The 20,151-nt window shown below is 64.1% G+C and carries 23 protein-coding genes; 9 read left to right on the top strand and 14 right to left on the bottom strand.

Going from position 1 to position 20,151, the window contains the following annotated elements; all coding sequences use genetic code 11:
• Positions 1-240: 240 nt before the first annotated feature.
• Together NKI21_RS31395 and NKI21_RS31390 are read right to left on the bottom strand one after the other, a co-directional pair.
• On the bottom strand, positions 241-1,179 hold the full coding sequence (locus tag NKI21_RS31395) for a CHAD domain-containing protein (RefSeq protein ID WP_352443165.1): 939 nt from the start codon (positions 1,177-1,179) through the stop codon (positions 241-243).
• Entirely contained in the window at positions 1,176-1,649 is a 474-nt protein-coding gene (locus tag NKI21_RS31390) for a CYTH domain-containing protein (RefSeq protein ID WP_352776358.1), read from the bottom strand. The genes NKI21_RS31395 and NKI21_RS31390 overlap by 4 nt, the downstream gene beginning before the upstream one ends.
• Before the next feature lie 104 nt (positions 1,650-1,753).
• On the opposite strand from NKI21_RS31390, the gene NKI21_RS31385 reads away from it, so the two are divergent.
• From NKI21_RS31385 to NKI21_RS31370, 4 genes are read left to right on the top strand one after another with little or no spacing between them, the layout of a single operon-like run.
• A complete protein-coding gene (locus NKI21_RS31385) occupies positions 1,754-2,446 on the top strand; it encodes a CerR family C-terminal domain-containing protein (protein WP_352443167.1) in 693 nt (230 codons plus the stop codon).
• 13 nt (positions 2,447-2,459) lie between these two features.
• Positions 2,460-3,413, top strand: a complete 954-nt coding sequence (locus tag NKI21_RS31380) for an HlyD family secretion protein (RefSeq protein WP_023813487.1) — start codon at positions 2,460-2,462, stop codon at positions 3,411-3,413.
• Positions 3,410-4,330 carry an ABC transporter ATP-binding protein gene (locus NKI21_RS31375; RefSeq protein WP_023813488.1) on the top strand — a complete coding sequence of 307 codons (921 nt, stop codon included), beginning with the start codon at positions 3,410-3,412 and terminating at the stop codon, positions 4,328-4,330. The genes NKI21_RS31380 and NKI21_RS31375 overlap by 4 nt, the downstream gene beginning before the upstream one ends.
• Positions 4,327-5,463 (top strand): ABC transporter permease, encoded by a 1,137-nt coding sequence (locus tag NKI21_RS31370; RefSeq protein WP_023813489.1) that lies wholly within the window; start codon positions 4,327-4,329, stop codon positions 5,461-5,463. Before NKI21_RS31375 ends, NKI21_RS31370 begins: the two co-directional genes overlap by 4 nt.
• 145 nt (positions 5,464-5,608) lie before the next feature.
• Here the strand turns inward: NKI21_RS31370 and NKI21_RS31365 are convergent, their stop codons facing one another.
• The 3 genes from NKI21_RS31365 to NKI21_RS31355 form a co-directional block, all read right to left on the bottom strand.
• Complete coding sequence (locus NKI21_RS31365; protein ID WP_023813490.1) at positions 5,609-6,208, bottom strand: DNA-3-methyladenine glycosylase; 600 nt, start codon at positions 6,206-6,208, stop codon at positions 5,609-5,611.
• 97 nt (positions 6,209-6,305) lie between these two features.
• Entirely contained in the window at positions 6,306-7,283 is a 978-nt protein-coding gene (locus NKI21_RS31360; RefSeq protein ID WP_023813491.1) for a threonine/serine dehydratase family protein, read from the bottom strand.
• A gap of 309 nt (positions 7,284-7,592) precedes the next feature.
• Complete coding sequence (locus NKI21_RS31355) at positions 7,593-7,916, bottom strand: hypothetical protein (RefSeq protein ID WP_023813492.1); 324 nt, start codon at positions 7,914-7,916, stop codon at positions 7,593-7,595.
• 175 nt (positions 7,917-8,091) lie between these two features.
• On the opposite strand from NKI21_RS31355, the gene mbfA reads away from it, so the two are divergent.
• Positions 8,092-9,075 carry an iron exporter MbfA gene (mbfA, locus tag NKI21_RS31350; protein WP_023813493.1) on the top strand — a complete coding sequence of 328 codons (984 nt, stop codon included), beginning with the start codon at positions 8,092-8,094 and terminating at the stop codon, positions 9,073-9,075.
• 160 nt (positions 9,076-9,235) lie between these two features.
• Here mbfA and NKI21_RS31345 read toward each other — a convergent pair whose 3' ends face one another.
• The 3 genes from NKI21_RS31345 to NKI21_RS31335 all read right to left on the bottom strand — a co-directional run bounded on the left by NKI21_RS31345 (position 9,236) and on the right by NKI21_RS31335 (position 10,186).
• Positions 9,236-9,580, bottom strand: coding sequence for an antibiotic biosynthesis monooxygenase family protein (locus NKI21_RS31345; protein WP_023813494.1), 345 nt, complete (start codon positions 9,578-9,580; stop codon positions 9,236-9,238).
• A complete protein-coding gene (locus NKI21_RS31340) occupies positions 9,577-9,909 on the bottom strand; it encodes an NIPSNAP family protein (RefSeq protein WP_023813495.1) in 333 nt (110 codons plus the stop codon). The genes NKI21_RS31345 and NKI21_RS31340 overlap by 4 nt, the downstream gene beginning before the upstream one ends.
• A gap of 64 nt (positions 9,910-9,973) precedes the next feature.
• The gene (locus NKI21_RS31335; protein ID WP_023813496.1) at positions 9,974-10,186 is read right to left on the bottom strand and encodes a DUF1127 domain-containing protein; all 213 of its coding nucleotides are present in this window, start codon (positions 10,184-10,186) and stop codon (positions 9,974-9,976) included.
• Positions 10,187-10,254: 68 nt separating this feature from the next.
• Here NKI21_RS31335 and NKI21_RS31330 point away from each other — a divergent pair, with 68 nt between their 5' ends.
• A complete protein-coding gene (locus NKI21_RS31330) occupies positions 10,255-10,929 on the top strand; it encodes an ArsR/SmtB family transcription factor (protein WP_023813497.1) in 675 nt (224 codons plus the stop codon).
• Between the two features lie 207 nt (positions 10,930-11,136).
• Here NKI21_RS31330 and ligD read toward each other — a convergent pair whose 3' ends face one another.
• The 3 genes from ligD to NKI21_RS31315 form a co-directional block, all read right to left on the bottom strand.
• Positions 11,137-13,650 carry a DNA ligase D gene (ligD, locus tag NKI21_RS31325; RefSeq protein ID WP_352443169.1) on the bottom strand — a complete coding sequence of 838 codons (2,514 nt, stop codon included), beginning with the start codon at positions 13,648-13,650 and terminating at the stop codon, positions 11,137-11,139.
• A 12-nt stretch (positions 13,651-13,662) separates the two neighbouring features.
• Complete coding sequence (ku, locus tag NKI21_RS31320) at positions 13,663-14,532, bottom strand: non-homologous end joining protein Ku (protein WP_128305295.1); 870 nt, start codon at positions 14,530-14,532, stop codon at positions 13,663-13,665.
• 63 nt (positions 14,533-14,595) lie between these two features.
• Entirely contained in the window at positions 14,596-14,805 is a 210-nt protein-coding gene (locus tag NKI21_RS31315; RefSeq protein WP_155930604.1) for a hypothetical protein, read from the bottom strand.
• A 105-nt stretch (positions 14,806-14,910) separates the two neighbouring features.
• On the opposite strand from NKI21_RS31315, the gene NKI21_RS31310 reads away from it, so the two are divergent.
• The gene (locus NKI21_RS31310) at positions 14,911-15,051 is read left to right on the top strand and encodes a hypothetical protein (RefSeq protein WP_023813501.1); all 141 of its coding nucleotides are present in this window, start codon (positions 14,911-14,913) and stop codon (positions 15,049-15,051) included.
• A 179-nt stretch (positions 15,052-15,230) separates the two neighbouring features.
• Positions 15,231-15,692, top strand: coding sequence for a DCC1-like thiol-disulfide oxidoreductase family protein (locus NKI21_RS31305; RefSeq protein ID WP_031213673.1), 462 nt, complete (start codon positions 15,231-15,233; stop codon positions 15,690-15,692).
• Positions 15,693-15,873: 181 nt separating this feature from the next.
• Here the strand turns inward: NKI21_RS31305 and NKI21_RS31300 are convergent, their stop codons facing one another.
• From NKI21_RS31300 to NKI21_RS31290, 3 genes are all read right to left on the bottom strand, one after another.
• A complete protein-coding gene (locus tag NKI21_RS31300) occupies positions 15,874-16,257 on the bottom strand; it encodes a DUF1850 domain-containing protein (RefSeq protein ID WP_352443170.1) in 384 nt (127 codons plus the stop codon).
• Complete coding sequence (locus NKI21_RS31295; RefSeq protein ID WP_352443171.1) at positions 16,254-18,356, bottom strand: TRAP transporter permease; 2,103 nt, start codon at positions 18,354-18,356, stop codon at positions 16,254-16,256. The genes NKI21_RS31300 and NKI21_RS31295 overlap by 4 nt, the downstream gene beginning before the upstream one ends.
• Positions 18,357-18,423: 67 nt before the next feature.
• On the bottom strand, positions 18,424-19,383 hold the full coding sequence (locus NKI21_RS31290) for a TAXI family TRAP transporter solute-binding subunit (protein ID WP_127297569.1): 960 nt from the start codon (positions 19,381-19,383) through the stop codon (positions 18,424-18,426).
• Between the two features lie 260 nt (positions 19,384-19,643).
• Here NKI21_RS31290 and NKI21_RS31285 point away from each other — a divergent pair, with 260 nt between their 5' ends.
• On the top strand, positions 19,644-20,012 hold the full coding sequence (locus NKI21_RS31285) for a YciI family protein (protein WP_031213674.1): 369 nt from the start codon (positions 19,644-19,646) through the stop codon (positions 20,010-20,012).
• Positions 20,013-20,151 lie beyond the last annotated feature (139 nt).

Here is a 20,151-nt window from a genome sequence, read left to right as displayed (position 1 = left end):
CGCCAAGCCAAGGTCCGGGCGGCCGCCCGGACCTTGGCTCAATCGCTCTAATCCCACGAAATCTCTCTCGTGTAGATACAAGGTGTCGAGCGAAGCTCGACGGAGTGGGGGTCGACCTTGCTCGCGGGGTTTGTGCCTGTCTTGCAGGCGGCGGCGCGTTTGACGAATGGCTTCCCCCACTCCGTCGCTGCTTTGCAGCGCCACCTCTCCCCCCTCCGGAGGGAGAGGAAAGGCGCCAAGTCAGCTTGCCGTCGCAGCGGCCTCTTCCGGCGGCGCAGCCAGATCGTCGCGCGCCTTGCGGGCCAGTTTGCGTGTCGAGCGTTTGGGACTGTCGCCGAACAGTTCGGCCGCCTCAGCCAGGCAGCTCTTCTTCAGCTGCTTCTCCGACCGTTTCAACAGCTTGCCCAGAAGTTTCGTGTCCTCGGGCAGCCCGAGCGGCTGGTCGTCGGCCTCGAGCAGGGCGCGCATCACCAGCACATCGTGCAGGTCGCCCAGCCGCTCGCCCAGTTCGTCGACCGCCTTGCGCCGGGCCTTGATCGGTGTCGGCCACAGCCTGCCGAGCAGCGACAGATGCATGCCGTGGGTCTTGGCGGCCTTGCGCAAATCGTGGAAATCATCGGCCGCGCCCCGCGATCCGGCCTTGTCGAGCGCCTTCCTGGCACGGCGCAGCGTGACGCGGGCACCTTCGGCAAGCACGTCGGCCGCCTGTTCCGGCTGGTCGGGCAAGGCCAGCGCTTCGATGCGTTTGAGGCCATCCTCGCAAGCGGCGGTCGCCGCGCCGATCGCCGCTTCGAGCCCGCTGCCTTCGTGAAGTTCATGCTGGCGCGCGATCAGCCTGTCGCGCGCAGCAGTAAGCCCATCGTCGGCGCTCTCCTTGGGAAAGCTCGCCGCCAGCCGGTCGATGGTCTCGATCAGCGCAGTCGCCTCGCGCGGACCGGCAAGCAGGCCGGCCACATTGCGATAGCACTGGTTCTCGGTCTCACAGAACGTTTCGTCGCCGGAACGAACAAGCCGCAGCAGGGCGCGGGCGCTCTTCAGCCGTTTGCGGCATTTGTGCAGCGCCTGTTCCGGCCGGCTCCGTGCGGCGTCAAGGTGATGCAGCGCCTTGCCGATTTCCTCGGCAAGGATACGCCTGACCTCGCCGGTCAGCGGCAGGCGCGGATCGATACGAAAGCTCATGCGGCGATCTCCGGTATCCCCCCAAGGGCGAGCGACGCGTTGTAGAACTTTGACTCGCCGGTGACTTCGCGGCCGAGCCAGTCAGGCAGCATATCGTCCGGCACGTCCTCCGGCGTCTCAAGTTCGGCGATCACAAGTCCCGCAAGCGGACCGCCAAAGACATCGATTTCGTAGAGATAGCCACGGTGCCTAACATGGTGACGTGTCTTCTCGATGACACGTCCGATGGCGAAGTCCAGCATCTCCACCGCCTCCGACAGCGGGATCGAATATTCGAATTCGTCGCGTTCGCGCGCCTTGCTGCCGAATTTGAGCGTCAGCCTGGCGGAAGTGCCATCGCTGATGCGAATGCGCACCGTGCGCTCGGGGCCGGCAGCGAGATAGAACTGAAGAATGCGGATATTGGCCTCGGCCAACTCCCGCCATGCGGTGCTGGTGACCAGGAATTTTCGTTCGACTTCCTTGCCCATGGCCGCGCACTAAAGCGGTTGCCGCTGCCCATGGCAAGACGGTGACATACACGGATCGACGTTCGTGAATTGACTTTAATCAATCGATTGATTAAACTCGCGAGATGATCGAGCAGCCCGATGCCAAAAACCTTCGCCGCGAAGCATCTCCCGCCGAGATGACGCGTGCGGCGCTTGTCCGCGCGGCGCTGAAACTGTTCGGGAGTCAGGGGTTTGACGGCACCTCGACGCGCGAGATCGCCGCCGAGGCGCGGGCCAATATCGGCTCGATCGCCTACCATTTCGGTGGCAAGGAGGGTCTTCGCGCCGCTGCCGCCGACTTTATCGTGGAGACCATCCAGGGTGTAGCCGGCCAGGCGCTCGGCAATGTACAGGCGCCTGCGCCGGGACCAGCCAATCCGGAGGCGGCGCAAACGCTGCTCTTCGCGGCGCTGGAGCGGATGGTCGGCTTTGTCGTGGCCAGCCCGCAGGCCGGCGAGATCGTGCAGTTCCTGTTGCGTGAGCTTTCGCATCCGACGGCAGCCCTCGACCGCATCTATGACGGCGTCTTCGAGCCGACGCATCGCCGGCTGTGCCAGCTCTGGGAACAGGCGACCGGCGAGCCCGCCGAAAGCGAGGCCACAAGGCTCACCGTGTTCACGCTGATTGGCCAGGTCATCTATTTCCGCATCGGCCGCGAGGCGGTGATGCGCCGCATGGGCTGGAAAGACATCGGCGCCGCCGAGGCGGCCAAGGTGGTGGCGGTCACATCGGGTAATCTCAAGGCCATATTGGCTTTCAGAAAGAGCAAAGCATGAAGGGGCAAAGACCATGAGCTTTCTGTGTTCGCTGCCGCTCGCCGCGCAGCTCTTCTCGGCCTGTGCCCCGGCTGCCCCGCTGGCCGTCGGCTATGTCGAAGGCGACTATGTGCTGCTGGCGCCGATCGAGGTGGCGCAGGTCGAGACCGTCACGGTGAAGCGCGGCGACCGTGTGGTGCCTGGCACGACCGTGGTGACGCTGGAAAGTGCCGATGCCAAGATCGCGGTTGCGCAGGCGCAGGCCGGCCTTGCCCAGGCCCAGGCGCAGTTGGCCGACCTGCAGATCGGCAAGCGGCCGGAAGAGATCGCCGTGCTGAAGGCCGAGGTCGACATGGCCAGCGCCCAGGCCGCCGACGCCAAGCGCAAATACGACCGCGCCGCCGATCTGTTCAAGCGCGGCGCCGGCACGCAGGCCGATTTCGACACCGCGTCGGCCACGCTCGAGACGGCCAATGCGCAGGTCGGCCAGGCCAATGCCAATCTCGCCGTCGGCGGCCTGCCGGCACGGCCCGAAACGATCAAGGCCGCCGACAATCAGGTCAAGCAGGCGCAGGCCGCGTTGGAGCAGGCGCAGTGGCGGCTGTCGAAACGGGTGCTGGCGGCGCCTTCGCCGGGCCGCGTCAACGATGTCATCCGCAATCCGGGCGACACATCAGGTCCGACCGCGCCGGTCATCTCGATCCTGCCCGACGGCGCGGTGAAGCTCAGCGTCTACATTCCAGAGAGCGCTTTCTCCTCGGTCAAGGTCGGCACCTTGCTCGGCGTCCATTGCGACGGCTGCGGCCCGGATGTGAAGGCGCGCGTCAGCTATGTCTCGCCGGATCCCGAGTTCACCCCGCCGGTGATCTACTCCCTGGAGAACCGGCAAAAGCTGGTCTACCTCGTCGAGGCGCGGCCGGAGGGCGATGCCGGCCCGCTGCAACCGGGCCAGATCGTCGATGTCGATCTGGCGGACAGCGCAAGATGAACGCCATCGACGTCCATGGCTTGGTCAAGCGTTTTGGCGACAAGACCGTCGTCGATCATGTGACGATGTCGGTCGCCGAGGGCGAGATCGTCGGCTTTCTCGGCCCCAACGGCTCGGGCAAGACCACCACCATCCGCATCATGTGCGGTCTGCTGACGCCGGACGAAGGCGAAGGCACGGTGCTCGGCTTCAACATCCGCACCGAGAGCCTGCGCATCAAGCGCGAAGTCGGCTACATGACGCAGAAATTCTCCTTCTACGAGGATCTGACGATCGGCGAGAATCTCGAATTCGTCGCGCGGCTCTACCGGCTGAAGCCGGTCGAAGAGCATGTGGCGCGCACGTTGGAGGACCTCGGCCTGACGTCGCGCCGCAACCAGCTGGCCGGCACCTTGTCGGGCGGCTGGAAGCAGCGGCTGGCGCTGGCCGCCTGCATCATGCACAAGCCGAAATTGCTGCTGCTCGACGAGCCTACGGCCGGTGTCGACCCGAAGGCTCGGCGCGAGTTCTGGGACGAGATCCATCGCCTCGCCAGCGGCGGGCTGACCGTGCTGGTCTCCACCCACTACATGGACGAAGCCGAGCGCTGCCACCGCATCAGCTACATCTCCTATGGCAAGATGCTGGCCACCGGCACTGTCGCCGAAGTGGTGAAAAATGCCGGGTTGACCACTTTCGTCCTCCAGGGCCCGCGGCTCGATCAGATCGCCGAAGCGCTGCAGGGCCGCGCCGGCGTCGACCAGGTGGCGCCGTTCGGCGCGACGCTGCATGTCGTCGGCTCTGACAAGAAGAAGCTCGAAGCCGCGCTCGCCGATGTCGAGAGAGAGCACAAGGGCGTGAAAGTTTCGCCCGGCGAAACCAGCCTCGAGGACGTCTTCATCCAGTTCATGTCCGGCTCGAAGGACAACATGGCATGAACAGCGTCTTTTCCTTCGCCCGGCTTGGCGCGCTGCTGATCAAGGAATTCATCCAGATGCGGCGCGACCGCATCACCTTCGCCATGATGCTGGGCGTCCCGCTGATACAGTTGGTGCTTTTCGGCTACGCCATCAACAACGATCCGAAAAGCCTGCCGGCAGCACTCGTGGCGACGAGCAACGATCCCTACACGCGTGCCATTGTCGCGGCGCTGCAGACCACCGGCTACTACCGTTTCGACCATGTCGCACAAAGTGCCGCCGAGGCCGAGTTCCTGATATCGCGCGGCGACGTCGCCTTCGTCGTCACCATCCCCGCCGATTTTGCCAGGAGGGTGGAGAGCGGCAACAACCCGCAGATACTCATCGAGGCGGACGCCACCGACCCGGCGGTGGCCAGCGGCGCCATCTCGACGCTCGGCACCGTCGCCAGTCAGGCGCTGCTGAGGGCGCAAGGCACGCAGGAAGCCGCCGCCGAGGCCGCCAAGGGTCAGCTCGATGTCGTCGTACACCGGCGCTACAATCCCGAAGGCATCTCGCAATACAACATCGTGCCCGGCCTGCTCGGCGTCATCCTGCAGATGACCATGGTGATGATGACCTCGATCGCGCTGACGCGCGAGACCGAGCGCGGCACGATGGAAAACCTGCTGGCGATGCCGTCCAGCCCGCTCGAGATCATGATGGGCAAGGTGCTGCCCTATCTGGCGGTCGGCGGCGTGCAGATGGTGGTGGTGCTGGCGGCGGCGAAGCTTCTGTTCGCCATCCCCTTCACCGGATCGATGTCGCTGCTCCTGACCGCCGTGCTGATCTTCGTGCTGGCGCTGGTGCTGCTCGGCTATACGATTTCGACCATCGCCCGCACGCAGATGCAGGCCCTGCAACTGACCTTCTTCTTCTTCCTGCCGTCGATCATGCTGTCGGGTTTTATGTTCCCCTATCGCGGCATGCCGGACTGGGCGCAAATCTTCGGCGAGATCTTCCCGCTGACGCATTTCCTGCGCATCACCCGCGCCGTGATGCTGAAGGGCGCCGAACTGCCGGCGGTGGCAGACGAGATCGGCTGGCTGGTGGTGTTCGTGGCCTTGTTTGCCGGCGTGGCACTGGTAAGGTTCAGGCGCACGCTGGATTAGGCGCCGCACGACCTCCACAGTTTTGGTACCAGCCTTTGCGGCGTCGTCATCCTATGGTCTGCGCTGCGTCGCTTCGCTCCTTGCTCCGCCCGTGGATGACGAAGGGAGAAATGCTTCCGCCAATCTCCATGGTTTGTAACTGCCACTAACCGTTGAGCGATTTCGGGCCGCTGACAAACACGCTTCCCTTGACATAGAATCGCAGCAGGCGGTCCGCATCCTTCGAAATGCCGATCCTGACGCTCTGTCCGATTTCGCCGGCCTCGTCACTATCGCGTGCCAGCCATAGCTGGCCTTTGCGGCAAAGATCGAGCCCGTCGAGCGAACGATCGATCCGCAACGCCTGGGCCAGCCTTCCCGGTCCTCGCGCCAGGTCGCGCAGGCGCTCGGTGCCGCGATTGACCCGCATGATCGCAATGCCCTCGAGCGGCTCGAGCGCCCTGATCAGCACGCCGGTTCCGACCCCTGGCATCTCGCTCGAGACATTGAGCATGTAGGAGATGCCGTAGGAGAGATAGACATAGGCATGCCCAGCGTCGAGAAACAGCGAACGGTTGCGCGGGGTCATCCCCCGGTAACCGTGTCCGGCGGCGTCACCGGTCACATAGGCCTCGGTCTCGACGATGCGGCCGCTGGCGATGCCTTCGGGCAGTTCGCGCACCACGATCTTGCCGATGAGGGTGCGGGCAAGGGATGCCGTATCGTCGGGCAGCTCGGAACGCGTGAGCGGGCGGTAGATGATCATGCTCAGCGCGGCGACGATTTGGCGGCGGGCGAGGAGTGATCCAAGGCGGAGCCTGTCGCCAGATACTCCATATCAGATCCCCTTAGACATCGCCGTCTCAAGCAGCCGCCATGATCCCGGCATAAGTGCCGAAATCGACATTGCCGCCGGACAGCACCACGGCAACGCATTTGCCCGACAGTTCGATCTCGCCCGATGACAGTGCTGCCAGCGCCACGCAGCCGCCGGGCTCGACCACCAGCTTGAGATAAGCCATGGCGTCGCGCATCGCCTGAGCCGCCGCCTGGTCCGAGACGGCGATGCCACCGGTGAGGTTCCTGCGGTTGATCTCGAAGGTGATCACGCCAGGCTCGGCGGTTAGCAGCGCGTCGCAGATCGAGGCGTAGCCGGGCTCGTTCGAAACCCTGGCACCGGCGGCCAGCGACCGGCGGGTGTCGTCGAAATGCTCGGGCTCCACAGCCCAGACCGCGGTGTCAGGCGAGGCGTCTTTGACCGCAATCGAAATGCCGCTGGTCAGGCCGCCGCCGCCGCAGGGAACGACCACCGCGTCGAGGTCGACGCCAAGTGTTTTTGCCTGGCGCATCAATTCGAGGCCGATCGTGCCCTGGCCGGCAATGATGGCCGGATCGTCGAAAGGCGGCACCAGCACCATGCCTCTCTCCATGTAAGGACGGATCACGGTCATGCGGTCGTCGCGAAAGCGGTCGAACGGGACCACCTCCGCGCCCATCTTGCGCACGTTGGCGATCTTCATCGCCGGCGCGTCCGAAGGCATGGCGATCACCGCCCTGACGCCGAACATCGCGGCCGAAGCGGCGACGCCTTGCGCATGATTGCCCGACGAGAAAGCGACGACACCTTGGCTGCGTTCCGCCTCGCCGAGCGACGACAGCTTGTTGTAGGCGCCGCGGAATTTGAACGAGCCGGTACGCTGCAGCGTCTCCGGCTTGAACAGGATGCGGCCGCCGAAGCGCTTGTTCAGCTCCTGCGATTCGAGCAACGGGGTTTCGACGATCAGGCCGGAGAGACGCGCGGCGGCGGCGTGGATGTCGGCGATGCCGGGAGGGGTGGTCATGGCGGGTCCTGCGGAAACATGTTGCCCTTCATGATGCCCGCAAAGGGAGGCGGCGCACCAATGAAAAAATGTGACCGTTACAAAGTTTGGCGGGTCATGAACGGCGCTTGCGCCGCCCCTCACCTGCCTGCCGGCATCCTCTCCCCGTATAGTGACGGGGAGAGGGGCCTTCATCAACGGTTTCGCCAATCACTAGCGTTGCAGGAAGAGTGCCGAGGTTGCGGCCGGCGTCTTTCTCCCCGTTCTACGGGGAGAAATGCCCGGCAGGGCAATGAGGGGCGGCGCCGAGATGGGCAGTTAACTCCCTACTTATCCGAGCAAAGTCCTCTGCCTCTTGCCCCCACCCAGCTTGCGCCAGTTGTTGAACCGGTGGCTGGCGGCGGCAAACGAGATCTTCATCTGCTGGGCGACCGAATAGCGCGACTTGCCCTCGTCGAACATGCGGTAGCAGCACTCGACGCCCTCCTCGGTCAGTTTGCCGTCCGGCGCCTTGTTGTGCGGGTTGGCGGGATCGAATTTCTCGACCTGCTGCTCGACCAGCCCCTTCAGGCGTTGCAGGTCGGCCTCGATGCTGGCGATGAGATCGAGAACGGGCTTGGGATCATAGGGGTGCGGAGGCTGTTTTGCCGTCATCTGCCGGTTCCTTGTTCTTGGCTTGAGTCCAGCAATATAGGTGAACATTCACTGATAATGAAGGGTCACCGCGGGCGCGGGGCTTCAACAATTCTTGACCGCGACCCAGCGCGCAATTGACCGAAGGCGTTCAAAACCCTAGTTTAGAACTATTCTAAACTAGGGTGAATTCCTCATGCTTTCCCGTGTTTTCGGCTTCGGCCGCCGCCCCTTCGAATCGCTCTCCGAACAGGAGATCCTGGCGCTGGCCATTTCCTCCGAGGAGGATGACGGACGCATCTACCGCGCCTATGCCGACGGCCTGACGGAAAACTTCCCGCAATCGGCAAAAGTGTTCGAGGAGATGGCCGAGGAAGAGGATGGCCATCGCGATGCGCTGATCGAGCTGTTCCGCAAACGGTTCGGCGAGCGCATACCGCTGATCCGGCGCGAACATGTGAAGGGCTATTACGAGCGCAAGCCCGACTGGCTGGTCCGGCCGCTCGGCATCGAGCACGTCCGCAGCCAGGCCGAGGCGATGGAGCGGCAAGCCTACCTTTTCTATGTCGAGGCGGCCAAGCGCACGGCGGATGCCTCGACGCGAAAACTGCTCGACGATCTGGCGGTGGCCGAACTGGGCCATGAGACCCTGGCGCAGCGTCTGGAGCAGAAACATGTGCCGGGCGAAGTGAAGGATGAAGAGACCGCCGCCGAGCAGCGCCAGTTCATCCTCACCTATGTGCAACCAGGGCTGGCCGGGCTGATGGACGGATCGGTGTCCACTCTGGCGCCGATCTTTGCCGCCGCCTTCGCCACGCATGACACCTGGCAGACGCTGTTGGTTGGGCTTGCCGCCTCGATCGGCGCCGGCATTTCGATGGGCTTCACCGAGGTCGCTTCCGACGACGGCAAGCTGTCGGGCCGCGGCTCGCCGATCAAGCGCGGTTTGACCGTCGGCATCATGACGACGTTGGGCGGTCTCGGACACGCGCTCCCCTATCTCATTCCGAGCTTCTGGACGGCGACGGGTGTCGCTGCAGTGGTGGTGTTCTTCGAACTGTGGGCGATCGCTTTTGTCCAGAACCGCTACATGCAGACGCCCTTCCTGCGTGCCGCCTTCCAGGTGGTGCTGGGCGGCGCCCTGGTGTTCGCGGCCGGCGTGCTGATCGGGAATGCGTAACCGCAAAGCGCCCCCTCACCCAGCCTCCGCTTCGCTCGGCTGACCTCTCCCCGAGGGGAGAGGAGACTACCAGCGCCGGCGCCAACTCTTCTCCCCTGGGGGAGAAGGTGGCCGCGAAGCGGCCGGATGAGGGGGCGACGGCGCGGCGATCGGCTACCACTCACCCATTCACCGCCCGGCTATCCCTAGGCGCCTCGTCCCTCTCCGTCAGCCCATAATCCCTCACCACATGGGCGATGCGCAGTCGGTAGCCGGCAAAGATGCCGCCACGACCGGCCTGCTGCGCCTGCCGGTGTTCTTCGGTGCTGCGCCAGGCCTTGACCGCTTCCTCGTCGCGCCAGAACGACAGCGACAGGACGCGGTTCGGATCGGCCAGGCTCTGGAAGCGCTCGATCGACAGAAAGCCGTCGATGCCGTCGAGCAGCGGCCGCAGATCGGCGGCGATGCTCAGATATGCATCGCGCCTGCCCGCCGCCGGCTCGACCTCGAAGATGACGGCAATCACGGCAGCACCAGTTTCGCGTGCGGGCCCGAGACGTGCTTCAGGAACATGCGGTCCTCCTTGAGGATGAATCTTTCACGCTTGGCAAACTCGTAGTTTGCCTTGCCGGCGGGATGGGCGGCAAGTCGCGCGCGGTAGGCCTCATAGGCCGCCAGGCTGTCGATGTTGTAGGCGGCATAGGCCGTTGTCGCCGAGCCTTCATGAGGCGCGTAATAACCGATCAAATCGGCGCCGCAGCGTGGAATGGCCTGGCCCCAGTTGCGGGCGTACTCCTCGAAGGCCGCCTTGCCGAACGGGTCGATCTCATAGCGGATGAAGCAAGTGATGGTCATTGTGGTCTCCTCGGGATTGCGTCAATAGTTCGAGCCGCATCGAAACGTCCTGCCGCCCGACCTGCTAGGGCTGCCAGAAGGATTTCGCGCATTCGCGGCGCACGTCTTGCCGTGTAAGGCCAAGATCGCGCAGCTGATGATCGTCGATCTCGGCAAGGTCGAGGCGCTGCAGATGACGGTCATACCAGCGGGCCAGCAGCCGCGAACGCAACCAGGTGACGAACGGGAACGATTGTCGGCTGGGGAGCGCCGAGGGGAAAGCGGTTCGTGCGGCCATCGTCGTCTCCTTGATCTCACCTGAGAATAGTGATTATCTGACAAGGATGCTTCGATGAGGAACGAACCATGCGCGAAGGACCAGACATCGCCCGCATCGCCAGCCTGGTCGGCGACCCGGCACGGGCAAACATGCTGAATGCCCTGATGGGCGGCACGGCGCTGACGGCGAGCGAGCTGGCGCTCGAGGCCGGCGTCTCGCTGCCGACCGCCAGCTCGCACCTGGGCAAACTGATGGAAGGTGGGCTGCTCACGGTGGCGAGCCAGGGCCGGCATCGCTATTACGGCCTCGCCGGACCGCAGGTGGCGGGCATGATCGAAGCCATCACAGGTGTCGCGGAAGCCGTCGGTCCAAAGCGTGTGCGCCCGGGTCCGCGCGATGGCGCCATGCGCGTGGCGCGCGTCTGCTACGATCACCTCGCTGGCGAGCAGGCGGTGACGATGCTCGATCGGCTCGTCGCCAAAAACGTGCTGGTCCGCGACGAACAGGAGATCAGGCTCGGTCCTTCGGCCGCATCGCATTTCGCAGCGATAGGCATCGACGTCTACACCAAGCCGCGACGGCCGGTGTGCCGCGCTTGCCTCGACTGGAGCGTGCGGCGCTCACACCTCGCCGGCACACTGGGCGCCGCCATCCTCGACAAGATCCTTGCCGAGAAATGGGCGCGCCGCGAGAAGGACAGCCGCGCGGTGATCTTCTCGCCGCCGGGTAGGCAGGCGTTTGAGAGGGTGTTTTTGACGTGAGACGTCGGCGGGACAACGCCCCCCTCTGCCCTGCCGGGCATCTCCCCCTCTTGGGGGAGATTGGCAGTTTCATCGTTTCGCTCACCTTACAGCGTTGATAGTTGGCGAAAGCGGTGGAGCGCATAATCTCCCCCTTGAGGAGGAGATGGCCGGCAGGCCAGAGGGGGGTACGCGAAGGATCGCTGCGTTGGCAAATTGCGGCGAACTCTACCCCCGCTTCAACACCTTCCCCTGCTTGAAAAACTCCTTCCACGGATCGGCTTTCGCCAATTGCTTCAGCGTCGTCTTGTCGCCGATCGGGAAAGCGTTCGGCGCCAAGCCGGCCTCGATCTCTGGCCAGGTCACCGGCATCGACACGGTGGCGCCCTTCTTGGCGCGCGACGAATAGGGCGCGACCGTCGTCGAGCCCCTGCCGTTGCGCAGATAGTCGACGAAGATCTTTCCGGTGCGCGCTTTTTTCGACAGCGTCGCCGTGTAGCGGTCGGGGGCACCCTGCTCCAGCGCCCTGGCGAAATCATGGGCGAAGGTTTTGACCTCCTCCCAATCCGCCGCTGGTCTCAGCGGCACCATGACGTGAAAGCCCTTGCCGCCCGACGTCTTGACGAAGTTCGGCAGCGACAGCTCGTCGAGCTTGCCCCTGATATCGAGTGCCGCCTCGCGGACCGCCTTCACGTCGACACCTTCATCGGGATCGAGATCGAAGATGATCTGGTCGGGCTTTTCGATCTCATCGATCGTGCACCCCCAAATGTGGATCTCGACCACGCCATACTGGACCAGTGCGGCAACACCATCGAAATCCCGGATGTACAGGATCTCCTCGCCGTCACTAGGGTCCTTCATGCGGGCGATCTTGTCGCTCATGCCGGCCGAGGCATGTTTCTGGAAGAAACGTTGGCCACCGACACCGTCCGGCGCCCGCACCAAGCTGAGCGGCCGGTTGACGACAAACTGTTCCATGCGCGGCCAAACCTGCGCGTAATGGTCCAGCAGGCCCCGCTTGGAGATGTTTTCGTCCGGCCACAGCAGCTTGTCGGGATGCGAGAGTTTTACCGTGGTCGTCATCGATCTAGCGGCTTTGCCACCCGGTGCCGGCTTGGCCGTGCTCTCGCCTGTCGATGGCTTGCCTGTCGACGCTTTGGGCTTTTCCTGCACGACTTCCTCCGCCGCCTTGTCCTCGCGCAATCCCTGGAACGAGGCGTGGCGTATTATACGGTCCGAGGTCCAGCTGCGAAACTCCACTTCGCCGACAAGCTCGGGCTTGACCCAGACCAGGCCCTTTCCCTTCGGCACGGCGGCGGAGAAGGGCGATGTTTTTGCCGTCAATGCATCGAGTTTTGCCTTCAGCTCATTGGCGCCCTTGCCCGAAAAACCGGTGCCGACGCGGCCGGCATAATGCAGCTTGCCGCCCTCATGGAAGCCGACGAGGATCGAGCGCAATCCGCGCCCGGTCTTGTCCGACGGCAGATAGCCGCCGATGACGAATTCCTGCCGCGCCGTGCATTTCGACTTCACCCAGGTCGGGCCTCGGCCGCTGCGATAGGGGGCATCGGCACGCTTTGAGACGACGCCTTCCAGGCCCATGCGGCAGGCATGCTCCAGCATGATCTTGCCAGGTTCGGAGAAATGGTCGCTGAAGCGGGCCGCGGGATTGTCGGACTGTTCGCCGAGCAGCTCCTGCAAGGCCTGCTTGCGCTCGACCAGCGGCTCGCGGCGCAAATCCCTTCCGTCGAGGCGCATCAGGTCGAACACGTAATAGACGAACCGATGCGTCCGCTTCGCCGACAGGTCCTGCTGCAGCAGCGCGAAAGACGAGACGCCGCTGTCGGCGAGCACGACCACCTCGCCATCGACGATGGCGTCGCTGCACTTCAGCCCGGCCAGTTCCGCGACGATCTCGCTGCCGAATTTCTTTGTCCAGTCGAGGCCGGTCCGGGTCAGCAGCCGCACATCGGTGCCGGCGATCTGCGCCTGCATGCGGTAGCCGTCGAACTTCACCTCATGCAGCCAGTCCTTGCCCGGCGGTGCATCGCGCTCCAGCGTGGCCAGCTGCGGCTCGATGAAGTCGAGGCGTTTGCCGGGTTTCGCTTTGCCGGCGGCCGGCTTGTTGGAATGCCATACTTTCGGCTTCTCACCCTTTGCGGACTTGCCCTCGCCGACCTCCTCGATGGTCAGGCCGGACTTCACCGATTCTGGCGCTTCCTTGAGGATGTCCTCGCCAGGACGCGCTGCGGCATCGTCCGACTTGATCAGCAGCCAGTTGTCGCGTTTTTCACCCGCACGCGGCTTCAGCCGCACCAGATGCCATGCCCCATGCAGCTTGTGGCCCTCAAGCTCAAAGCTGATATGGCCCTTCTTCATCGCCTTGGCCGGGTCGATCTCGGGGGTCCAGGTGCCCTCGTCCCAAACGATGACCGAACCGCCGCCATATTCGCCCTTGGGAATGGTGCCCTCGAACGGCGCATAGTCGATCGGGTGGTCCTCGACATGCACGGCGAGCCGCTTCTCATGCGGGTCGAGGCTCGGGCCGCGCGTCACCGCCCAGCTCCACAGCACGCCGTCATGCTCAAGCCGCAGGTCGTAATGCAGCCGCGTCGCGGCATGCTTGTGGATGACGAAGATGCCGCCGGCCTCGCCCTTCTTGGCCAGGGCAACCTTGCCGGCCGGTTCGGCGGTCTTCTTGAAATCGCGCTTGGAATGATATTGTTCGAGGCTGGCCATCCGTTGGGTTCCTCAGGCCGATTTGCGTTTGGGCGCGCTGCCTTTCGGCTTGGCGCGTTTGGCCGCCGGCTTGGCTTTCGCCGACGAAGGCTTTTTCGATGACCCGGAGTCCGACAGGCTCTTCTTCAGCGCGTCGAACAGATTGACGACATTGGAAGGTTTGGGCGCCGCTTTGGCCTTCGGCGCCCTGTGGCCGGCCTTCTTGGCGCGGATCAGCTCCAGCAGCGCCTCCTCGTATTTGTCGTCGAATTTCGAGGGGTCGAACTTCGTCTTCTTCTTGTCGATGATCAACTCGGCGAGGTCGGTCATCTCCTGATCGGTCTTCACGGACTCGATGTCGCCGAACACGGTTTCCGGTTGGCGCACCGTGTTGTCGTAGCGCAAGGTCGTCAGCACCATCCCTTTGCCGAGCGGCTCGATAACCACCGGCCGTTCGCGTCGGTAGAGCACGATACGCGCCAACCCGGCCATCTTCTTGCCCGCCATCGCATCCCGGATGACGGCGAACGCCTCTTCCGACACCTTGTCGGCCGGGGCGACATAATAGGGCGTATCGAGATAGATCTGCTGGATCGAAGCTTTGTCGACGAAACCGTCCAGCGCCATCGTGTGCGAGGATTCGATCTGTACCGCCTCGATCTCGTCCTCCTCGATATGGATGAAATCGCCATCGTCGAGTTCATAGCCCTTGACCTCCTCATCCTCCTCCAGCGGCTTGCCGGTTTCGGCATCGACATAGAGCCGCTTCACCGTGTTGCCGGTCTTGCGGTTGAGAATGCGAAACGAGACCCGCTCCGTGTGGGTGACGACATTGGTCAGTTCGACGGCACAGGTGACCAGCGATAGCTTCAGATAGCCCTTCCAGGCCGGACGCGGCGCCATGAGCTCTTCCCTTCCAGAACGAGATGAAGGTGAGAACGGACAGACCGCGCTCCAGTTCCGCGCTCACGCGCCGATCTGGATGCCGAGGGCCACCCGTGGCGTTCTGGCCGCCAGCACGGAAATTTCGCGAGCGCGGCAAAAGTTGAAACAGAACCGCGCACGGGCGACATTCAAACGAAACATATGTGATGCAAAAGTCACATTGACCGGAATGCCGACCAACTGCACCGAAAGACCCCGAATCAGCCGCATTCCAGCCACGAAGCGAGGCATTTTCGACCAGATATTAACATCACGTTCACCGACTATTCACGCCTCGACGCTATGATGACCGCAATTCGGAAGGGACATCCGAAAATCGGGACAGGGACCAGGGTAATGAACTTCCTCGCGCACCTCATCGGCTATGCCGCCGCAATCCGCGAATTCATCGCGCCGACTTATCGGCCCGAGCGCTATTACATGCGCGGCCCCGGCCCGGCCTGCGCCCGTCGCGGCAACTCGCTGGGCGCGCACTGATCATGGCTTTCGAAAATCGCCACGACAGCCGGATCTGCAGGCCCGCCGCCTCTACCCGCGCCACCACCTATCGCGCCGAGCGTCCCGCTCTCGCCGACAGGCGCCGTGCGACATCGCCACGGCTTTGATACCGACGCTGGCCGGCTTAGTGTCGTAGGACACGAGCAGCCGAGGCCAGCTTGACCGACCATTCCCAACCCAGTCGACCCAAGTCAAACCGTCCCTCCGGAACAACTCTCGACGCACGCTATCCATTGATCGTTTTCGATGGCGTCTGCGTGCTCTGTTCCGGCTTCGTGCGCATGGTGGTCAGGCTCGACCGCCAAGGCCGTTTCCGCTTCGCCACGGCGCAGTCGCCCTTCGGTGAAACGCTGTTCCGGAGGCATGGACTGCGCACGGACTCTTACGAAACCAATCTCGTCCTGATCGACGGCGTCGCCTTCACGCGGCTTGACAGCTTCGTCGCCGTCATGGCGGAACTCGGCTGGCCCTGGCGGGCGGCAAAAGCGCTGTTGCTGCTGCCGCGCCCGCTGCGTGATTGGCTCTACGATCGCATCGCCAAGAACCGCTACGCCCTGTTCGGCAGGAAGGACAGCTGCGAGATCCCCGCACCCGAGCTGCGGGAACGGTTCCTTGGCTAGAAAACGTGGGGAGCAGCGCGTGAAGCGTCTCATCTAACACCGACGGCTTCTGGCGGCTGCATTGTCCATTTGCGTTGCCAAGGTGGCTGCGATCGCTGCCCACATTGTTCGAAGCTGCCGAGGGTAGCCGCTTCCACGTTCCCGGCGAGATTTCTCATCTGCTCAGAAGGCCGATCACGCGTTATCGTGGTTGGCCGGTGCCATCCGGCCCGCATGGCTCAAGCACGATCGGTCTGCCTGCAGTCTTGCCGAGCTCCCTGCAGCCCTGAGCCGTGCACAGCGTCCACCCGTCACCGGTCGCGCCGGAGGCGGCCAGCACGACGCGCCGCTGCGGGCCGACATCAGGCGCATAGATCCACCAGCCGTCGCGCAGCACCGCGCCTTCCGGGGGCTCCATGCCGGCACCCGAACCCTCGATCCGGGCTTCGACCACCTGCAGGCCGGAAGGCGTGATCTTCCAGTCCTCCTCCCACCGCGTCCGTTCCACCGAATGCGTCCAGGACAGCGTGAAGGCGGCAACGGAGAGCGTCACCGTCTTGCCGGCGGCCAGGATGCACAGGCTCATGCTTTGGCGGCCTGCCGTGAGCGAAAATAGTGCCAGCCGATCCAGGCCAGCGCCAGCACCCAGCCGGCCTCGTCGGTGAGCGGCACCGCAGCGACCAGAAGCACGCCGGCCGCGAAGGCGATGAGCCGTTCCCACAACGCCATGCGGCGGGCGAGAAAGCCGACGGCGGCGGCACCCCACAACACGATGCCCATGCACGCCTTGGCGACGATGTATGCGACCTCGACGGGATAGCCGAACTGGGCGGCGATTGGCCCGGCGTCCTGCAGCATCAGCGCCGGCGTATAGACCGCCATGAACGGCACGACGAAGCCGGCAATGGCGAGCTTGGTCGCCTGGATGCCGATCTTGAGGCCGCTTTCCCTAGCCATCGGTGCGGCGGCAAACGCGGCCAGCGCCACCGGCGGCGTCAGATCGGCCATGATGCCGAAATAGAACACGAACATGTGGCTGACCAGCAGCGGCACGCCGAGTTCCAGCAGCGCCGGCCCGGCCAGCGACGAGGTGATGATGTAGTTGGGGATGGTCGGGATGCCCATGCCGAGCACCAGGCAGGTGACCATGGTCAACACCAGCGACAGGAACAGATTGTCCTGGCCGATCGAGATGATCCAGCCGATGAAGGTCGAGGCGATGCCGGTGAGCGTCAGCGTGCCGATGACGATGCCGACGATGGCGCAGGCAATGCCGACCGGCAGCGCGTTCTTGGCGCCTTCGGCAAGCGAGTCGACGCAGATTTGCAACGTCTCGCGGCCGCCCTTGAACGTGAAGCAGGCGACGACCAGTGCGGCGATCACCAGGCCGAGGAGGTTGACGCCGAACTTCATGAACGAAGCGGCGGCAAGCCCGAGCGCGATCCAGAAGACGATGCGGAAGGCGAGCGGTCCGATCGCCGCCGCCAGCGGCGTGCCGAGGATGAGCACGATGGTCAGCGCCAGGCCCATCGTGCCGGCGAAGATCGGCGTGTAGCCGGCCAACAGCAGATAGATCAGCGCTGCCAGCGGCAGCACCAGCGGCCAGTGTTGCCGCACCGCGTCCCACGGGTTGGGCAGCTCGGCCTTGGCCATGCCGTGCAGGCCGGCCTTGCCGGCTTCCAGATGCACCTGCCAGAAGCAGGCGCCGAAATAGAGCAGCGCCGGGATGATCGCCGCCTTGACCACTTCGGCATAAGGCACGTTCAGCGTCTCGGCCATGATGAAGGCGACCGCGCCCATCACCGGCGGCATGATCTGGCCGCCCATCGAGGAGGTCGCCTCGACGGCGCCGGCAAAGGCCGAGCGGAAGCCGAAGCGCTTCATCAGCGGGATGGTGAACTGGCCGCTGGCCACCACATTGGCGACGCCCGAGCCGGAAATGGTGCCCATCAGCGCCGACGACAGCACGCAGACCTGCGCCGGGCCGCCGCGCCATGTGCCGACAAGGCCCAGCGCGAAATCGTTGAACAGCGCGATCATGCCGGCACGTTCGAGGAAGGCGGCAAAGACGACGAAGATGAAGATGTAGGCGGCCGAGACATAGATCGGCGTGCCGTAGATGCCTTCGGTGCCGTAGGCGAAGGTGTCGACCAGCTGGGCGAAATCATAGCCGCGATGGATGAGCGGCGGCGGCAGATGGTTGCCGAAAAAGCAGTAAGCGAGAAAGATGAAGGCGATGACCGCCAGCGGCAGGCCCATCAGCCGCCGCGCCGCCTCGAAGACCAGCACCACCAGCACAGCGCCGACGATCAGGTCCGGCGTGGTCAGGAAGCCGGAGCGCCGGATGAGGTCGGTGTAGAACACCCAATTGTAGAGGCCGGTGCCGAAACCGAGCACGCCGAGCGTCCAGAACGCGGCTTTGGCCGGCATGCTTTTGGCGCGCAGATTGGCGATCAGGCCGAAGCCGAGCAGCAGCAGGAAGCCGACATGCATGGCCCGCACCACCTGGCTCGGAATGCTGCCATAGGCGGCGACATAGATCTGGAACACGGAAAAGGCGACAGCGATGAGAAAAGCGGCCTTGCCTGCAAGGCCGTCGCCGAAGCCCGGCGGCAGCCCTTCAACCTGCTCTTCGACGGCAGGGAGATGGAAGGTGGCGGATTTGCCGTCGGTTATTTCGCTCATCCGACGCACTTCAAAACAAGCGAATTGTGGCCTGGCGAGTACATCTCAGATAGCCGAGCCACCCACTCTACTTCAGCAACCCCTTCTCCTTGTAATAACGCTCGGCACCGGGGTGCAGCGGCACCGGCATGCCGTCGAGCGCCTTGGCCGGGTCGATCGCCTTGGCAGCGGCATGCGCCGCGGCAAGCTGGTCGAGATGGTCGAATATCAGCTTGGTCAACTGGTAGGCGGTCTCGTCGGAGACATCGGCGCGGGTGATGAGGAAATTGCCGACGGCGGCGGTCGCGACATCCTCGCTCTGGCCCTCATAGGTGCCCTTGGGAATGACCACCGAAAGATAGGGCGAGCCGATTTTGGCGACATCCTCGGCCGGCACCGCCACGACATTGATCGGCACCGAGGTGGCGAGGTCGCGGATCGAGGCGACGCCGAGCCCGGCCGATTGCAGCGTGGCGTCGAGCTGCCGGTTTTTGATCAGTTCGACCGATTCGGCGAAGGGCAGGTATTCGACCCGGCCGAGATCCTCATATTTCAGCCCGGCGGCGGCGAAGATGGCGCGGGCGTTGAGCTCGGTGCCGGAGGCAGGCGCGCCGACCGACAGGCTCTTGCCCTTGAGGTCGGCCAGCGTCTTGATGCCGGACTCCTGGCTGGCGACGATCTGGATATAATTGGGATAGATGGCGGCGATGCCGCGCAATTTATCGAGCTTGCCGGGGAAACCGGCCTCGGCATTGCCTTCGGCGGCCAGCTTGACGGAATCGCCCAGCGCAAACGCAATCTCGCCCTTGCCCTGCTGCAACAGATTGAGGTTTTCGACCGAAGCCTTTGTCGCCTGTACCTGGGTGCGTGCGCCTTCGATGCCCTTGCCGTAGATTTCCGACAGCGCCACGCCGAGCGGATAATAGACGCCGGATGTGCCGCCGGTCAGCACATTGATGAATTCCTGCGCCCTGGCTGAGATGGTGCCCAGGCCAAGCGAGAGCGCCACGGCGCCGGCTGCAACGAATTTCGTTTTGAAATTGAACATCGGATCTCCTCCCTGAAAATATCGACGACCGCACCGCCTCCTAGATGCGAACCGGGGCGAGTTTAGACAGCGAGCCGCAAATGCCAACCCGCAATTGCGCTCGTTAGACGAACGGTTGAGGGATCAGGAAACAGATGGCGGCTTGCACAAAAAGCCATCGGGGCCGAAAGTTTTTTGAGCAGCCTGTCGAAATCGGCCACTGCCGCGCGACATACGTCCGGCCTCGCAAGGACGCGGCCTTCGCAAAACGGGAGAAGACCATGCGATACATGATTTTGATCAATAGCGACGAAGCCGCATTGGCGAACACGCCGATCGAGAAGGCCCAGCAGATGAGCGCGGCCTATGGCGCCTATACCGAAGCGTTGAAGAAATCCGGTGCGTGGCTGGCTGGCGAAAGGCTGCGCCCGACCCAGGCCACCACCTCGGTGCGGATCGCTGACGGCAAGACCAACGTGATCGACGGCCCCTATGCCGACACCAAGGAGCAGCTTGCCGGCTTCTACATGATCGAGGCGGCTGACATCGATACAGCCATCGAATGGGCGGCACGCTGTCCGGCAGCCAGCACCGGCACGGTCGAATTGCGGCCGATCTGGGAAATGGCCGACTACATGCCCAAGAAATGACGGTGATGGACAGTCGCCCGGACATCGCCCGGGCGCGCCCCCCCCCGCCCCCCCCGGCCCCGAGGCCGCAACCTAGGCCCCCGGGCCACCGCCCCCCCCCACCCCCCACGCCCCCCCCCCCCCCCCCCCCCCCCCCCCC

The sequence above is a fragment of the Mesorhizobium sp. M0715 genome (assembly GCF_040320355.1).
GTDB lineage: Bacteria > Pseudomonadota > Alphaproteobacteria > Rhizobiales > Rhizobiaceae > Mesorhizobium.
Note: the sequence above shows the minus strand (reverse complement) of the source record. Positions and strands in the feature narration are given on the sequence as shown.

Excerpts from the sequence above, each read along its gene's own strand:
- NKI21_RS31395 (WP_352443165.1), bottom strand. The coding sequence starts at position 1,179 with ATGAGCTTTCGTATCGATCCGCGCCTGCCGCTGACCGGCGAGGTCAGG.
- NKI21_RS31390 (WP_352776358.1), bottom strand. The coding sequence starts at position 1,649 with ATGGGCAAGGAAGTCGAACGAAAATTCCTGGTCACCAGCACCGCATGG.
- NKI21_RS31385 (WP_352443167.1), top strand. The coding sequence starts at position 1,754 with ATGATCGAGCAGCCCGATGCCAAAAACCTTCGCCGCGAAGCATCTCCC.
- NKI21_RS31380 (WP_023813487.1), top strand. The coding sequence starts at position 2,460 with ATGAGCTTTCTGTGTTCGCTGCCGCTCGCCGCGCAGCTCTTCTCGGCC.
- NKI21_RS31375 (WP_023813488.1), top strand. The coding sequence starts at position 3,410 with ATGAACGCCATCGACGTCCATGGCTTGGTCAAGCGTTTTGGCGACAAG.
- NKI21_RS31370 (WP_023813489.1), top strand. The coding sequence starts at position 4,327 with ATGAACAGCGTCTTTTCCTTCGCCCGGCTTGGCGCGCTGCTGATCAAG.
- NKI21_RS31365 (WP_023813490.1), bottom strand. The coding sequence starts at position 6,208 with ATGATCATCTACCGCCCGCTCACGCGTTCCGAGCTGCCCGACGATACG.
- NKI21_RS31360 (WP_023813491.1), bottom strand. The coding sequence starts at position 7,283 with ATGACCACCCCTCCCGGCATCGCCGACATCCACGCCGCCGCCGCGCGT.
- NKI21_RS31355 (WP_023813492.1), bottom strand. The coding sequence starts at position 7,916 with ATGACGGCAAAACAGCCTCCGCACCCCTATGATCCCAAGCCCGTTCTC.
- mbfA (WP_023813493.1), top strand. The coding sequence starts at position 8,092 with ATGCTTTCCCGTGTTTTCGGCTTCGGCCGCCGCCCCTTCGAATCGCTC.
- NKI21_RS31340 (WP_023813495.1), bottom strand. The coding sequence starts at position 9,909 with ATGACCATCACTTGCTTCATCCGCTATGAGATCGACCCGTTCGGCAAG.
- NKI21_RS31335 (WP_023813496.1), bottom strand. The coding sequence starts at position 10,186 with ATGGCCGCACGAACCGCTTTCCCCTCGGCGCTCCCCAGCCGACAATCG.
- NKI21_RS31330 (WP_023813497.1), top strand. The coding sequence starts at position 10,255 with ATGCGCGAAGGACCAGACATCGCCCGCATCGCCAGCCTGGTCGGCGAC.
- ligD (WP_352443169.1), bottom strand. The coding sequence starts at position 13,650 with ATGGCCAGCCTCGAACAATATCATTCCAAGCGCGATTTCAAGAAGACC.
- ku (WP_128305295.1), bottom strand. The coding sequence starts at position 14,532 with ATGGCGCCGCGTCCGGCCTGGAAGGGCTATCTGAAGCTATCGCTGGTC.
- NKI21_RS31315 (WP_155930604.1), bottom strand. The coding sequence starts at position 14,805 with ATGCCTCGCTTCGTGGCTGGAATGCGGCTGATTCGGGGTCTTTCGGTG.
- NKI21_RS31310 (WP_023813501.1), top strand. The coding sequence starts at position 14,911 with ATGAACTTCCTCGCGCACCTCATCGGCTATGCCGCCGCAATCCGCGAA.
- NKI21_RS31300 (WP_352443170.1), bottom strand. The coding sequence starts at position 16,257 with ATGAGCCTGTGCATCCTGGCCGCCGGCAAGACGGTGACGCTCTCCGTT.
- NKI21_RS31295 (WP_352443171.1), bottom strand. The coding sequence starts at position 18,356 with ATGAGCGAAATAACCGACGGCAAATCCGCCACCTTCCATCTCCCTGCC.
- NKI21_RS31290 (WP_127297569.1), bottom strand. The coding sequence starts at position 19,383 with ATGTTCAATTTCAAAACGAAATTCGTTGCAGCCGGCGCCGTGGCGCTC.
- NKI21_RS31285 (WP_031213674.1), top strand. The coding sequence starts at position 19,644 with ATGCGATACATGATTTTGATCAATAGCGACGAAGCCGCATTGGCGAAC.